11 protein-coding genes are annotated in these 13,677 nt (G+C 72.0%); 3 read left to right on the top strand and 8 right to left on the bottom strand.

The window, feature by feature from the left end; all coding sequences use genetic code 11:
• Positions 1-63: 63 nt before the first annotated feature.
• On the bottom strand, positions 64-2,013 hold the full coding sequence (locus tag AC1P0E_RS08915) for a hypothetical protein (protein WP_482741620.1): 1,950 nt from the start codon (positions 2,011-2,013) through the stop codon (positions 64-66).
• Between the two features lie 356 nt (positions 2,014-2,369).
• Entirely contained in the window at positions 2,370-5,477 is a 3,108-nt protein-coding gene (locus AC1P0E_RS08910) for an alpha-N-acetylglucosaminidase (RefSeq protein ID WP_482741619.1), read from the bottom strand.
• Between the two features lie 185 nt (positions 5,478-5,662).
• Between AC1P0E_RS08910 and AC1P0E_RS08905 the strand changes: the two genes are divergently transcribed.
• A complete protein-coding gene (locus tag AC1P0E_RS08905) occupies positions 5,663-6,118 on the top strand; it encodes a hypothetical protein (protein ID WP_482741618.1) in 456 nt (151 codons plus the stop codon).
• 52 nt (positions 6,119-6,170) lie between these two features.
• On the opposite strand, the gene AC1P0E_RS08900 is transcribed toward AC1P0E_RS08905, so the two are convergent.
• The 4 genes from AC1P0E_RS08900 to AC1P0E_RS08885 form a co-directional block, all read right to left on the bottom strand.
• The gene (locus tag AC1P0E_RS08900) at positions 6,171-7,766 is read right to left on the bottom strand and encodes a DUF1996 domain-containing protein (protein ID WP_482745697.1); all 1,596 of its coding nucleotides are present in this window, start codon (positions 7,764-7,766) and stop codon (positions 6,171-6,173) included.
• Between the two features lie 190 nt (positions 7,767-7,956).
• The gene (locus AC1P0E_RS08895) at positions 7,957-8,295 is read right to left on the bottom strand and encodes a glyoxalase superfamily protein (RefSeq protein ID WP_482741617.1); all 339 of its coding nucleotides are present in this window, start codon (positions 8,293-8,295) and stop codon (positions 7,957-7,959) included.
• A gap of 167 nt (positions 8,296-8,462) precedes the next feature.
• Positions 8,463-8,963 (bottom strand): hypothetical protein, encoded by a 501-nt coding sequence (locus AC1P0E_RS08890; protein ID WP_482741616.1) that lies wholly within the window; start codon positions 8,961-8,963, stop codon positions 8,463-8,465.
• Between the two features lie 32 nt (positions 8,964-8,995).
• Positions 8,996-9,550, bottom strand: a complete 555-nt coding sequence (locus tag AC1P0E_RS08885; protein ID WP_482741615.1) for a hypothetical protein — start codon at positions 9,548-9,550, stop codon at positions 8,996-8,998.
• 162 nt (positions 9,551-9,712) lie between these two features.
• Between AC1P0E_RS08885 and AC1P0E_RS08880 the strand changes: the two genes are divergently transcribed.
• A complete protein-coding gene (locus AC1P0E_RS08880) occupies positions 9,713-10,594 on the top strand; it encodes a helix-turn-helix transcriptional regulator (RefSeq protein WP_482741614.1) in 882 nt (293 codons plus the stop codon).
• A gap of 270 nt (positions 10,595-10,864) precedes the next feature.
• On the opposite strand, the gene AC1P0E_RS08875 is transcribed toward AC1P0E_RS08880, so the two are convergent.
• Together AC1P0E_RS08875 and AC1P0E_RS08870 are read right to left on the bottom strand one after the other, a co-directional pair.
• Positions 10,865-11,524, bottom strand: a complete 660-nt coding sequence (locus tag AC1P0E_RS08875) for a response regulator transcription factor (protein ID WP_482741613.1) — start codon at positions 11,522-11,524, stop codon at positions 10,865-10,867.
• Positions 11,509-12,774, bottom strand: a complete 1,266-nt coding sequence (locus AC1P0E_RS08870; protein ID WP_482741612.1) for a sensor histidine kinase — start codon at positions 12,772-12,774, stop codon at positions 11,509-11,511. Before AC1P0E_RS08870 ends, AC1P0E_RS08875 begins: the two co-directional genes overlap by 16 nt.
• Before the next feature lie 261 nt (positions 12,775-13,035).
• Between AC1P0E_RS08870 and AC1P0E_RS08865 the strand changes: the two genes are divergently transcribed.
• Positions 13,036-13,617: a hypothetical protein gene (locus AC1P0E_RS08865; protein ID WP_482741611.1), complete on the top strand. Its 582-nt coding sequence runs from the start codon at positions 13,036-13,038 to the stop codon at positions 13,615-13,617.
• Positions 13,618-13,677: the final 60 nt, after the last annotated feature.

Raw genomic sequence — 13,677 nt, 5'->3', positions numbered from 1 at the left:
GGGTAGGGGAAAGCCCCGCAGGGCCAGGACCCGCACCGGGACCCGCCCGCGCAGACGCACTGCCTACCGCAACGCCCCCACCCGCTCCCCGCTCTCCACCCGTCCCTCCAGATCCGCCTGCGCGCCCGCCTTCGCCCGTACCGCCAGCAGATTGCCGCGCGCGGTGCCTTCCACGCCGCCCGACGTGGTGACCGACGTGAACTGGCCGCTCCCGGCGGCGAGTACGTACCAGTTCCCGCCCCGCGACTTCCACAGCACGCCTGCCAGCACCCGCGGGTCCCGCGCCCCGCACGACGGCGAGTGCTCGGCGCGCGCCGCGATCGCGCCGGGCGCCCCCTTCTTCGCGGACGGCGCCTGGAACTGGGCCAGCACTCTGCTGCCCGTGCCCCGCCACGTCTCCGCGCGGGTGCAGAGCCAGGCGGCGGTGCCGTTGCCCTCGGGGAGGGGCTGCTGGGCGTACCCCCACGAGTTCACGCTGCGCACGCCGTGCGAACGCACCGCCGGCAGCAGGCACGCCGTACGAGCCCAGCGCGCCCGCTCCTCCGGGCCGCTCACATCGCGCGGCGCCGACGGCGGGCCGGACGTCAGCCGGGCCGGGGCCAGCTCGCCGAGGTCGGTCATCAGGCGCGGGCCCGCGTCGTCGCGCAGTTCGAGCGCGTCCCAGGAGCGGCACTCGCGCGCCTGTGCGGGGCTCGACAAGGGGTCCGTCACACCGTCCGGGGTGCGCTTCAGTGCCACCGGCACGCCGGCCGGGTCGAGCAGGTCCCGTACGGACGCCTTCCGCACCCAGGGGGCCGTCAAGTAACGGACGTTGCCGTCGGTGCGCCCCACCACCAGCGCGTTCGCCGCCGCCGCGTCCGCGCCGTCCACGCGCGCGAAGTCGAGCGCCGCGCCCGCCGTGCCGTCGCGCGGCTCGGCGTACCGGACGACGCGCAGGCCGTCGTACAACAGCACCACCCGCGCCTGGTCCACATCGCCCGCGAAGAGCAGCTGCGGCGGGCCCATCGGGGGGCCGACCGGGGTGGCGGGGGTCGCGGAGGTCTGGACGGAGGGGCCCGGTCTGGCCCAGACGGCGAGGGCGCGGCGCAGCAGGGCGTTGTCGTCGGTGAGGTTGCCGCGGGCCGGCCAGACGGAGAAGTCGGTACGGGAGGACCGCTTCCACACCCCGGCGGCGACCCGGGCCGTCTTCGACGGGTCGAGGGCCCGCTCGGACGCCGGGTTACGGGCATACGTCGGCGCGGCCGCACCGTCGGGCCCCCACCCCTCGCCCGGCAGCCCGAGCAGCGCCCCGCACACCACCACGGCGGCCGCCGCGGCGAGTGCGGCCTTCGCGTGCTGCCGCCGCCGCATCAAATCCGTCGGCCTGGCCTGGAGGGAACACGGGTCGAACTCCCCGGACCCCAGCAGCGCCGCCACGCTCGCGCCCCCCGGCGACTCGACCGTGTCCGCCTCGGCGAGTGCCGCGTGCGGGTCGGCGGCCCCGGCGTCGGTGAGCGCCCGCGCCACCTCCGCGTCCTGCATGCGCTCCAGGCCGCGCAGTACGTACGCCGCCCGGCCGGGGCCGCTGAGCGCCGAAAGCCGCTGGTCCAGGGCGAGTTCGTCGGCGCCGCCGGAGCGCGGGAACAGCCGGAGCCCCCACACCTGCGGCAGCAGCGGCGGCAGCTGCGCCCGCTTGGGCCAGGCCCTGCGGCGCAGCGGCAGCCCGGCCTCCAGGGCCTGGCGCAGCACCCGCTGCCGTACGTACGCGTACCCCGGATCGGTGGATGCGCCGCCAGGACGGCGCGGCAGGGGCACGGGGATCCCTGGCGTGCGGCTGCGCGGCAGCGAACGCTGGGCGAGCGAATGGGCGGTCAGGACGCGGCGGTTGCGGCCGAGGTGCGGCGGCAGCACGAGATACGCCAGCCGCACGAGCCTCGGATAGTGCTCGACGAGCGCGGCCTCGGCCTGCTCGACGTCGATGGGGTCGACGGGATCGGGGGCAGGGCGGCTGGTGACAACATCCTGTGGGCGCACGTTCAGCAAAACGAGCGAATCGTCGGATGGTCACCTCGGGGGCGGTGCGTCTGTGGTGCGAGTTGCCTGCGGCGCTTTCCCCTACCCGCCCCTTCCCGCTTGTGACACTATGCGGCTCCGCCGCGGGAGGGGCTCCGCCCCAGACCCCGCTCCTCAAACGCCGGAGGGGCTGGATGGTGCCGCTGAGCGGGAATGTTCCCGCTCAGCGGGCAAATCCAGCCCGTCCGGGGGCTGGGGGCTTGCCCCCACGCGGCGGAGCCGCAAAGTGTCACTGCGGGAAGGGGCGGGTAGGGGAAAGCGCCGCAGGCAGACCCGCACCCGTACCTGCACCCGCACGCCCCCCAACCGCTCACGCCTCAGCGCGTCCGCCACCCGCTGAACTCAACCGTCCCCCGCCCCCCACTCCCCCCATGCGCCGCACTCATGAACATCCCCGCGTCCTGGGCCGGCGCCACCCCCGCCACCGTCACCCTCCCCGCCGTCCGCCACGTCGCCCCGGCGTCCGTCGAGCACGCCCCCGTATACGACTCTCCCGCCCGCGAAATCCGCAGCAGCACCGGTGCCTTCACCCCCGTGATGCGCTGGTAGGTGTCCAGCGTGCCGTCGCCGTTCGTGTCGTACGACATCACCACGCCGTTCGCCGGAGTCACCGCGAGGTTGAGGAAGCCGGGCGAACCCGGCGCCGCGAGGCTGTCGCGGACCGCGATGCCGGCGCGCGCCCAGCCGCCCGTCACCTCCTGCGTGTCCACCCGCACAGTGACGCCGCCCCCGTCCCGCAGCGCCCCCTCCCGGTACAGCACGCCGAACTCGGCCGTCGCCTTCCACAGGTCCTGGCCGCCACCGTTGATCCCGTACCGGTCTTCCAACCGCCCGAAGACCGCGTCATTGTTCGTGTACGTCCGCCAGCCCGCCCCCAGCGGCCCCGCGACGTACAGCAAGCCGTGCTGGACCGTGGTGACCGGCGCCTCGCCCTGCGGACCGTACGACGTGCTCAGTTCGTACGGCATCGGCTTCAGCGGGACGGTGAGCGGGCCGGCCGGCGCCTTCGCGCGCCAGGACGCGGCGCCCCTGCCCGCCGCCGGCACCGATGCCAGCGACACCGGGCCCTCGGGCCGTGCGTCGACGCCCGCGAGCGCGAAGTCGACGCGGCCGGTCGCCCGCAGCCCGTTGACGTTGCGGAACGCGGCCGTGACGAGCGCCGAGCCGCCGGGCGGGAAGGCAGCCGGGTCGGCGGTGACCGTGACCGTGCCCTGGTAGGGCGCGCGGGCCAGCACGTCGTGGACGCGCCGGGCCGTGCGGTACGCGTCGTTCGGCGGCCGCAGCGGATACGTCTTGCGCTCGCGCGTCCACGGCTCCTCGACCGCGTACCAGTCGAAGGGCTTAGGGGCGCGGTTCGCGGCCAGCGCGTCCTCCAGCTCGTCCAGGTACGCCTGCCACTGCGGGAGATGGAAGTCACCGATGAGGCCCTGCCAGTCGCGGTTGGCGTAGTTGGCGAGGCGCCCGCCGTCCGCCGTGGGCCGGTCGCCCCAGGTGGTGACGAGTACGCGCGCCGTCCGCTCCAGCTGCTCCGACTCGGCGGGCGAGGACGCCATGCGCTTCGCGTCCTCGATCCACGGGCCCAGCAGGAAGGCCCGGTGCGCCCCCGCCGTGTCCTCACTCAGCCGCATCAGCTTCAGCCAGAGGGCGCAGAGAGTGCGGAAGGTTGCCAGGTCGCCCCGGTCGTACGCCGACTTCAGCTGCGGCAGCAGCTGCCAGGAGCGGTTGGCGAGTGCCTGGCGGCCCAGGTCGGTCAGGTCGTAGCGGTACGCGTCGCTCCGGCGCAGTGGTTCGCGTACGCCGAGCAGCGCGCCGAACGCCTTGTCGAAGTCCGCCGGGTCGAAGGCGGGCGCATGCGTCGCGTAGTGCGTGCCCGACGCGGCGGACAGGCTCGGACGGGACGCGAAGACCGAGTCGTGCGGGCGGCCGTCGCGGCTGGTGATGCGGTACGCCGTCTCGCGCAGCGCGGCGAACGCGGCGCGGGCGTCCGCGTCCCGGCCCCCGTACCGCAGATCGGCGTACGCCCCGAACCACTCCTCCCGGTCCACCGGCTCCCTTCGCCACGCCAGCTCGGAGAACAGCTCCAGCGCGGCCGGGTCGCGCTCGGCGGCCTCCGGCATGTAGGCGGTGCCGACGAGGGCGGAGCCGGGGCGGTCGCGCCAGGCGGTGAAGCGTTCCGTCCACCGGTGCGTCTTGGCACCGATCGTCGTACGTCCGCCGAAGTTGGGGATCGTGCCGAACGCGTACGGCGCGCCGCCCCAGTCCTTCTCGCGGTCGGTCACGGTGTCCAGGTCGGACAGGCCGTCGACGACCAGGAGGTGGTTCTTGTCGAGCGCGTCGAGCAGGTCGCGGCGCGGGTTCCCCTGCCAGCCGAGGATCATCCAGGTGGCGCGGGGACGGGCGGTCCGCAGGGCCGTCTCGACAGCTCGGGCCGCCTCGGGAACGGGCACGCCGCCCGCCGAGCCACCCTCGTGGAGGAGGTCCATCTTGAAGTGGCGGACCGGGCCGAAGAGTTCGTACTGGTGGCGGTAGAAGGCGGCGGCGACCTCGCGGAAGGCGGTGGTGCGCGGGTCGAGCCAGTCGGGGCGGCGCAGGCCGGCCCAGGTGCCCTGCGGGACGGTGCGGGCGCCGGGGTTGCGGGTCGCGAAGCCGTCGGGGACGGTGCCGAAGTAGCCGGGGAGGACCGGTTCCATGCCGAGCTCGCGCATGCGGTCGGCGATGCGCCGGCCGAGGTCGGCGCGGGTCGCGATGAGCTCGGGGGAGAGGGGGCCGCCGTACGCGCTCATGTTCTGCAGGAGCCACCACGGCTGGTGGGAGGGGGCGGGCAGCCAGGTGCGGGCCTCGGTGTCGGAGTAACCGAAGTCCTTGAGGAGGCGGTGGTAGACGGCCTCCTGGCCCGTCGTGACCAGTACCTCGTTGCAGCCGTGGAGGGCCAGTACGTCGATCATCCGCTCCCAGCGCGGCCAGTCGGCGTACGGCGCGGTGTAGCCGTCGTGGGTGTCGTTGAACGCGAAGCGGTGCGGGACGGTGGCCGTCCGCTCCAGGGGCGCGCGGGGCGCGGGCAGCCGGCGCGGGAGATCGAGCTGGGTGCCCGACCAGGAGATGTGCGCCCCGCAGACGTACTTGAGGTACCAGTGGACGCCGGTGAGCGCGGCGGCGGGGCCGGTGGCCGCGACTTCGACGCGACCGGCGGCGCCGTCGACACGGAAACGGTTGTCGCCGCTGTTGCTGCTCCTGCTGTTGCTTTCGAGCGTGGTGAGGTGGAACTGGGCGGCGTGGTCGGGCAGCAGCCGTTCCAGGGCGGCGCGCGCGGGGTCGGGGCGTGGATCCGGTGCGGACATGGCTGGGGTGTGCCCGCCGACCGCGGCTCCGACGCCGATGGCTCCGGCGGTGCCCAGCAGCGTACGGCGCGACAGACGGTCGGTCATCGGGGGCGCTCCTCGGTGGGGACGGTGGGACGGTGGGTGACGGGCGGGGAACTGGGGAGTCGACCGGGCCGGGTCGACAGGGGCGTACCGGGCGCACGTTAATGACGGCGCGGGGGCGCAGCAATGGGGCGTGCGATGTGTTCGTATCCGCCCCACCGTGTGGCCCAACGGGGCACGATGGGCGGATGCGCAACCAACGTCGACGTACAGCAAATGCCGCCTCAGCCACAGCCGTTCTCGCTGCCCTGATCGTCACGGGGTGCGGTGCGGGCGGGAACGAAGAGAAGCCGGTACCGGAGACGGCGAAGGGCAGCCTGGAGCAGCTCGCCGAGAAGGTGGAGTGCGAGCCGAACATCCAGACGGACGCGGAGGAGCTGCGTCAGGCGAACTGCAAGACCGCCGACGGCCGCTATGTGCTCGCCACCTTCGCGACCGACCGCGGACAGCGCGAGTGGATCAACGAGGCCAAGGACTACGGCGGGGCGTACCTGGTCGGCAGGAAGTGGGTCGCGGTGGGCGACCAGAAGGTGGTCACAGCGCTGCGCGGCCAGCTCGGCGGGACGGTGGAGACTTCCTCGCACCACTCCGGGGACAGTGGCAGTGGGGGGAACGAGGAGAAGCACTCCGGTCACGGGAGCTGACCGCGCAGGTGGGGAGGGCGGCCGGTGGGGGACGGCCGCCCTGGGTGGGGGGTCAGGTGCAGCGTCGTCCGTCGTTCACGCAGGACACCACCTTCTGCATCAGCCGGCTGTTGAAGACGTTGATGAAGTCGCCGTGGTCGGTACCCGGCTTGTGGAGCTGCTCGGGGAAGGAGTCGACCGCGAACCCGGGGCCGGGCGGGACGTCGTACACGATCCGCTGTACGAGCTGCGGGATGGCACGGAATCCGTTCGGGCACGCACCGTTTTCCTGTGCGAACGCCACGTGCGTGCGGTGATTGGCGCTGTCGGTGTTCTGTCCGTCCCAGCAGCTCTGGAAATTGAACGTACGCACGACCTGGCTGCCTTCCGGGCAGATCGGGTATTTGTCCTTGAGCTGGCGGTCCTCGAACCCGGTACAGCTCCAGGACGCGTTGGCGTTGGCGTCACCATTGGTGAATGCCTTGGCGTCACCGGTGATGATCCGCAGGAAGCGCGGCATCGCGGTGACCTTGCTGACGGGACTTCCGACGAATTTCAGCGAGACCTCGGTGGGCGTCTGAATCTCGCCCACGTTGCTGTCCTTGCCTCCGCCGTCGGCATTCGCGTCGTTCTCGTTCTGGCCGTTCTGCAGGCGCAGGACGGGCCAGTAGTACGTCGACTTGTCGCCCTGGTTCTGGCAGGTGGTCTGACCGCGGGCCAGGTCGTCGTCGCTCGCGAAGGCGTCATTGGCCTGGTTGCCGACGTAATCGTGCATGTGGTGCGCGCCGTTGCTCACACCCGGGGCGACGATGACATTGTCCGGGTTGAACTTTCCGTTCTCGTTCGTCCCGCAATTGGTGGTGAACTCGCCCCGGGAGGCGCCGCGCTGCTGGGGCGGCTGCTGGACGTTCGGCTGGACGGACTGGATGTCGACGAAGTCGGCGGCGTTGGGGCCGTTGCCGGCCTGCCCACCGTTTCCATTCCCGTTCTCGTTTCCGTTCCCGTCCTGGTTGCCATTGTCCTGGCCGCCGTCGGCTTGCCCGTCGCCTTGTCCGTCGCCCTGACCATCGCCCTGACCACCATTCTGGTCGCCATCCTGACCAGCGTTGCCGTCGTTGTCACCCTGATCGCCACCGTTCTGCCCGTCTCCCTGGCCGTCCCCGCCGTTCGCGCCGTCCCCTCCGTTGTCGTCGGCGCGCAGTGTGCAAGGTGCGAGGTTTTCGAGGCCCTGAGGGCGTTCGGCCTCGCGGTCGACCGCGATGGCGATGCGGTCGACAGAAGCCGCCCGCTTGTCCTTCAGCGGTCGGAGAATGGCGTTTTCCGCGAAGTTCGGGTCCTGGGCGATCTGCTCCTGGGAATCGGCGAATCGCTTGTACGCGTCCGTGATCTGGGTGTCGAGGGCCGCGAGCTCCCGGTCGACCTCCTGGCGCGCGGCATCGGGAATTTCGTTGGGCAGGTCGTTCGCCACCTCCGGACAGTCAATGGTCGACATCTGCTGACCGGCGTTCTTGATCTGCGCGGACTGACCCGAGTCCGGGCTGGACCAGCCTTCACCTGCGGATGCGTAGACATTCACCGCGAGCAGTCCACCCCCGCCCAGGATCAGAGCGGCCGATGCTGCAATCGCCCGGTTCGCCAGCGTGGAACGTTTTCTTGATGCGCGTCGCATGGAACTCCTCTTAGCTTCGTTGCCGGGTGAAGGTAAGGGGGGTCCCGGCAGGGGAGAAGCGCTCCGTTCCATACGGGCGTGGTTCGCGGCCTGTTCAAACCTGTTCCCGATTCGTAGTTATCTCCATTCGCAAACAGGGACGGACCGCGACGTACGGGATGAGCCTCGTCCGGGAAGGGGTCCGCCGTCCTCAGCCGGACTCGGCCGGCGTACCCACCCGGAGCCGGTTGCCGTCGGGGTCCCGCAACTCGGCCTCGCGCGCCCACGGCTGGTCCTCCACCGTTACGCCGAACTCCGTGGCCACGGCGTCCACGTCACGCACCCGCAGATACACCAGCGTGCCGGGGCGCGCGTCCCCCCGGTGTTCGGAGAGGAACAACCGCAGGGAGCCGCGCGCCACCTCCACGAAGGCGGGGAAACCCGGCTCGAAGCGGTGCTCCCACTGGGTGGCGAAGCCGAGGCGGGCGTACCAGGCGGCGGCCGCCCCGGCGTCCTCGACGTACAGGATCGGAATGACTTCCTCGTTCATGGTCACTTCTCGATGCTCTCAATTCTCCCAGGCGAACGGCGCGGCCGGCGGTCGTCACGGGTGCGGGCATGCCCGTGAGGGCCACCGCGGGTCGAGGACCGATGGGCTCGGTCAGCGACCCGCGGTGGCCCCCGTACGGTGTGCCGTGCGCTACGGGAGCGGGCGGGTTACCACCAGTCGGAGCAGCGGATGATGTTGTTGGAGTTGAGCGAACCGCACACCCGGAACTGGTAGGCCGGGTCGGTGCTGGTGCGCTTGAACGGGGTCGTCAGGCTCTGCCCGATCCGCTGGACGGTGAACGGGCCGCACTGCAGCCACGGGCGGATCGCGGTGCCGGGAGGGCCTCCCTGGTCCCAGCCGTCGGCCTTCCAGTCCATCCAGACCTTGTCACCCGGGAACGTGGGACCGCTGATCTTGCCGAAGGCGATCTGCTGCCCCACGTTCACCCCCTTCTCCAGGGTGATGACGATGCCGCCGCCCATCTCGATGCGGCGGGGCTTGTACGTGTCGCCGGAGGCGTTGTCGGGGTGGTCGGTGAACCCGCGGGCGCCGCCCGTGCAGTCTGACGCGGCGGCCTGGGCGGGCTCGGCGGTGCCGGCCACGGTGACGCCGGCCGCGAGGGCGCAGACCGCGGTGAGGGACGCGAGTACGGAACGCAGTGGACGCATGATGACCTTTCCGGTGGTTGACGGGAGCGGCGTCAGCCGCGCCAGACCTTGACGTAGGTGACCGCGTCGTTGAGCGTGTCGCCGACGTACCGCACGTGTCCGGTGAAGGAGCCGTTCCCGCGCGGACCGCTCAGGAAGGTCTTGGTGCAACCACCCATCACCTGGAGGGACGTCAGGTTGTTCGACCACCACGTACTCGGGTTGAAGGTGTAGCCGGCGGAGTCGCACGGGCCGTCGTAGCCGTAGATGCGGTCGTACACACCGCCCCAGTCGCGGTGCTCGGACCAGATCATGAGTTCGGTGGCGGCGGACGGTGCCGCCCTCTCGGCACGGTCGCCCGCGTCCTGCCCCGTGAAGCAGGTACGCGAGCGGACCGTCGACTCCTGCTCGCCGTGCTCAACCCCGTTCAGCACGGTGACGCAGTGCGTCGCGCCCCGGTGCTGCTCAGCGGCCGTCGCGGCGGGCGCGACGGCACTGAGGCAACCGGTGGCGGCGAGTGCACCGGCGAGTACCGCACCGCCGCGACGGCGATGCGACGACATGGCGCCGCCGGGCACAGATCTTGCGGACGCTGTTCTCCAGAACATGTGCGGTTTTCCCCCTTGACCGGTGGACCTCAGGTCGTTGGTCCCTCGGTGACCGAGCATGGCGCGGGCCGGGGCAGCCGGGCCATGGGGAGAAGCACGTATGGACGGCGGCGGGTTACCGTGGATCCCCTACGTCCACTGGGGCTTTCGGGGGAAGCTGTCATGCGGGATCGGCACGCGCGGACGCTGGATCTGGCGGTCGAGGTGATGAACACCGAAGACCCGGATCGTGTCTGGCCGTTGTTCACCGAGGAACTGCTCACGGCGCTCGACGCGGCGCTGATCGTGGTCAAGAAGGAGCCCTGGACGCGTGAGCGGGGCAGCGTCGCGCTCTGGTCGCCCCAGCCGCGTCTGGAGGACCGCCACCACGACGAGTCGGTCCAGCGCCACATCCGGGAGGGCTATCCCTTCGCCGGCCGCTACGGGTCCGGCGACGACTGGACGCCGCAGAGCGCCGCGCGCATCACGGGGGCACGGGTCTGGCAGGACAGTGCGGCGGCCGACGCCCTGCGCGAGGCGTTCGGGACGCGGCACATGCTCGGCATACCGTTCCCCGGTACGGGCCCGCACGTCAGCGGGTTCGTGGTGCACCGCTCGGGCAAGGACTTCTCCCCGCACGACATGCGGTACGCCGCACGCGTGCAGCCGCTGCTCAAGGCAGCGGCGACCCACCGGTCCCTTCTGATCGCACTGCGGGGGGCGTCGGGCAGCGACCGGAGGCAGCAGGCCAACCGGTCCCTGGCGGTGCCGCTGACCCCTCGTGAGCTGAACGTCCTGCACCTGCTCGCCACCGGGCTGCCGGCCGACGCCATGGCACGCCGCCTGGGCATCTCGCCGCGCACCGTGCACAAGCACCTGCACGCGCTCTACCGGAAACTGGGGGCCGCGGACCGGCTCAGCGCGGTGCTGCGTGCTCAGGACGCCGGCCTGCTCGCCGAGGCGGCGGGGCCGCGTGACCCGAACGGCAGGCCCCTGTCTTCTCCGTCGCCTCCCCGGCGGCCTTCAGCCAGGAGTCGGCCGCCCCGTACGTCCCCGGGCGCGTGACGGGAAAGAGCCCGGGTTCCCGCTCACCGGTCTTGCGCCGATGCCGGTCCGCCGCGCCCCGCGCCGGCGGCCTCCGGGCACCGGGTACGGTCCAGCACCCCCGCAGGACTCGGCCCGCCTCCCCTCGGCTCGCCGGCCGGCCGCGACAGACTTTGGGGGGCCGGCAAGGGCGCCGCGGCCTTTCCCCGCCCCACCGCAGCCCGTCCGGCGTTCGAGGGCCGGGGCCCGGGCCGGTCCCCGTGACACGGCGCGCCGCACCGAGGTTCTGCCTCAGTGGCCGCCCTGCCCCCGGTCCAGGTACGCCAGTACCGCCAGCACCCGTCGGTTGTCGTCGTCCGACACCGGCAGGCCGAGCTTGCCGAAGATGTTCGACGTGTGCTTGGCCACCGCGCGCTCGGTGACGAAGAGCTGGCCCGCGATGGCCGCGTTCGACCTGCCCTGCGCCATCAGCTCCATGACCTCCCGCTCGCGCGGCGTCAGGCCGCCCATCGGCTTGTCCTGGGCGCGCCGCGACAGGAGCTGGGAGATCACCTGCGGGTCCATCGCCGTGCCGCCGGCCGCCACCCGCCGTACCGCGTCGACGAACTGCTCGGCGTCGAAGACCCGGTCCTTGAGCAGGTAGCCGATGCCGCCGTTGCCGTCGGCCAGCAGCTCGCGGGCGTACAGCTGCTCCACATGCTGGGAGAGCACCAGCACCGGCAGGCCGGGCCGCGCGCGGCGGGCCTCCAGCGCGCACTGGAGGCCCTCGTCGGTGTGGGACGGCGGAAGCCGGACGTCGACGACCGCGACGTCCGGCTTCAACTCGGCGAGCGCCCGGGAGAGTTCGGGACCGCTCTCCACGGCGGCCAGGATCTCGAAGTCGAAGGCTTCGAGCATCCGGACCAGGCCGTCGCGGAGCAGGAAGAGATCTTCGGCTAGAACAACTCGCAAGGGATCTCCATGGTCACCATGGTGGGGCCGCCCGCGGGACTGCTGACGGCCAGGACGCCGTCGAATGTACCGAGTCGGCGTTCGACGCCGCTCAGGCCCGACCCCGTTCCGACGGTCGCCCCGCCCTGCCCGTTGTCGGTCACGGAGATCCGCAGCATGCCGTCGGCGTGGTGCATGTCGGCGTAGATCCGGTCCGCTCCCGAGTGCTTGACCGCGTTCGTGAGGACCTCGCTGACCGCGAAGTACGCCGCCGACTCGACCGGAGCGCCGGCCCGGCCCGCCAGGTCCACCGTCACCTCGGTCTCGACGGGCAGGCGCAGCGCCAACGCCCGTACCGCATCCCCGAGTCCGCGCTCGGCGAGCACCGGCGGGTGGATCCCGCGCACCAGGTCACGCAGTTCCGTCAGGGCCTCGGCGGAGGACTCGCGGGCCATCGCGAGGAGCTTCTTCGCCTGGGCCGGGTCCTTCTCGACGAGCGCCTCGATGGTGCCGAGGTTCATGCCCATGGCGACCAGCCTGGCCTGCGCGCCGTCGTGCAAGTCCCGTTCGATACGGCGCAGTTCGGCGGCCGACGAGTCGACAGCGTCGTGCCGCGTCTCGGTGAGGTGGTCGACGCGCTGCGCGAGCGTCATCTCGTTGGTCGGGCCGAGCAGCGACTTGGTGAGGGTGAAGTGGGCGCGCAGCAAAGGTGTGTTGTAGCGCACGGCCACATGGAAGACCACCAGGCCGAAGGCGACCGCGACGAACGCCGTCCCCTGGCTGTGTACGGCGACGGGGCCGTACCAGTACGCCCCGCCCTCCGTGAACAGCCGCCACAGTCCCCCCACCAGCACCAGGCTCTCGAACGGGTACGCGAACAGCGCGGCGGGCAGCAGCGCGCTGACGCAGCCGGCCGTCATGTCGACCAGCAGCCACAGAAGGTCCCGCCAGGTCGCCGGGTCCTTCAGCATCAGCGCGCATCGCTCGACCTGTCCGACGAGGCCGCCGCGCAGGTCGGAGGGCATCCGGCGGTACGGGGTGAGGATGCGTACGTCCGACCACTTGGCCGCGATCAGCCGCCGCTTGCCGGCGTAGGCGCGCAGCGCGCTCAGGACCACGGGGGTGGTGAAGAGGCCGATCCCGATCGGAATGAGCGCGAGGGAGACGACCGTGAACGTGAACAGGACGACCGACGCCGTGAGCGACACGATCATCAGCGCCAGTCCTCGTACTCCGGCAAGGAACGCGGTGCGTATTTTGGTCGCCATCATGGTGTCCAACCCTCTCCTCGGCGGCCCGTCCGCCGGGCATGTGCACAGTCTTGCCCGTGCCGCCGGCCAAGGTCATTGGGCCCGGCACCCGAGTCGTGGTGTACCTACCACCACCTGCGCCCTGCACCTACGTCCCCATGAGCGTCCCGGGGATGGCAGCATGTGCTGACCATGACGGACGCCCGGTCGCCCCTGCGCGCACTGCGAGCCGCACTTTTCGCGGCGGTGTGCGTCATTGCGGCAGCCGTGGGGCATTCGTCCATGTCCGGGCATGAAGTTCCGGTTTCGGGACTGCTCGCGGCGTTCGCGGTGACGGGCGGCCTCGCCTGGACCGCGGGTCACCGGCGGCACGGGGTCTTCGCCGTCGGCGGCGGGCTCCTCGCCGTACAGGGCGTGCTGCACCTCATCTTCGGTACGGCGACGGCGCAGGGCCCGGGCGTGGGCCACCACCACACGCCCGTCGCCCACCAGGCGGCCATGGACCCCGAAGCCATGGCGGCTGCGGTCTCCGCATCCGCCTCCGCCGCCGGCCAGGGTTCGTCGTCGCTCGCGATGACCGCCGCACACCTCGCCGCGGCCCTCGTCTGCGCTCTGTGGCTCGCGCGCGGCGAGACGGCCTTCTTCCGGCTCGCGTCTGCCGTCGGCGCGCTGGCCTTCACTCCGCTGCGGCTGCTGCTCGCCGTCGTACGGGCCCCCGGACTGCCGGAGCCGGTACGCCCACGGGGCCCCCGCACCACACGCCGTCACGGCCACGGCCTCGTCCTCGCGCACACACTGTCGCGGCGCGGGCCGCCGCGGGACCGGACCACCCGCGCCACGGCCCCCGCACTTGCCACTGTCTGACCGCGTCTGACTGCGTCTGATCGCGTCTGACGGCGTTCGACCGCGTGACCAGGGGGCCGC

The sequence above is a fragment of the Streptomyces sp. TRD_SC_5 genome, from assembly GCF_056836825.1.
The sequence above is the reverse complement of the archived record's forward strand: the minus strand, read 5'-3'. Positions and strand labels throughout refer to the sequence as shown.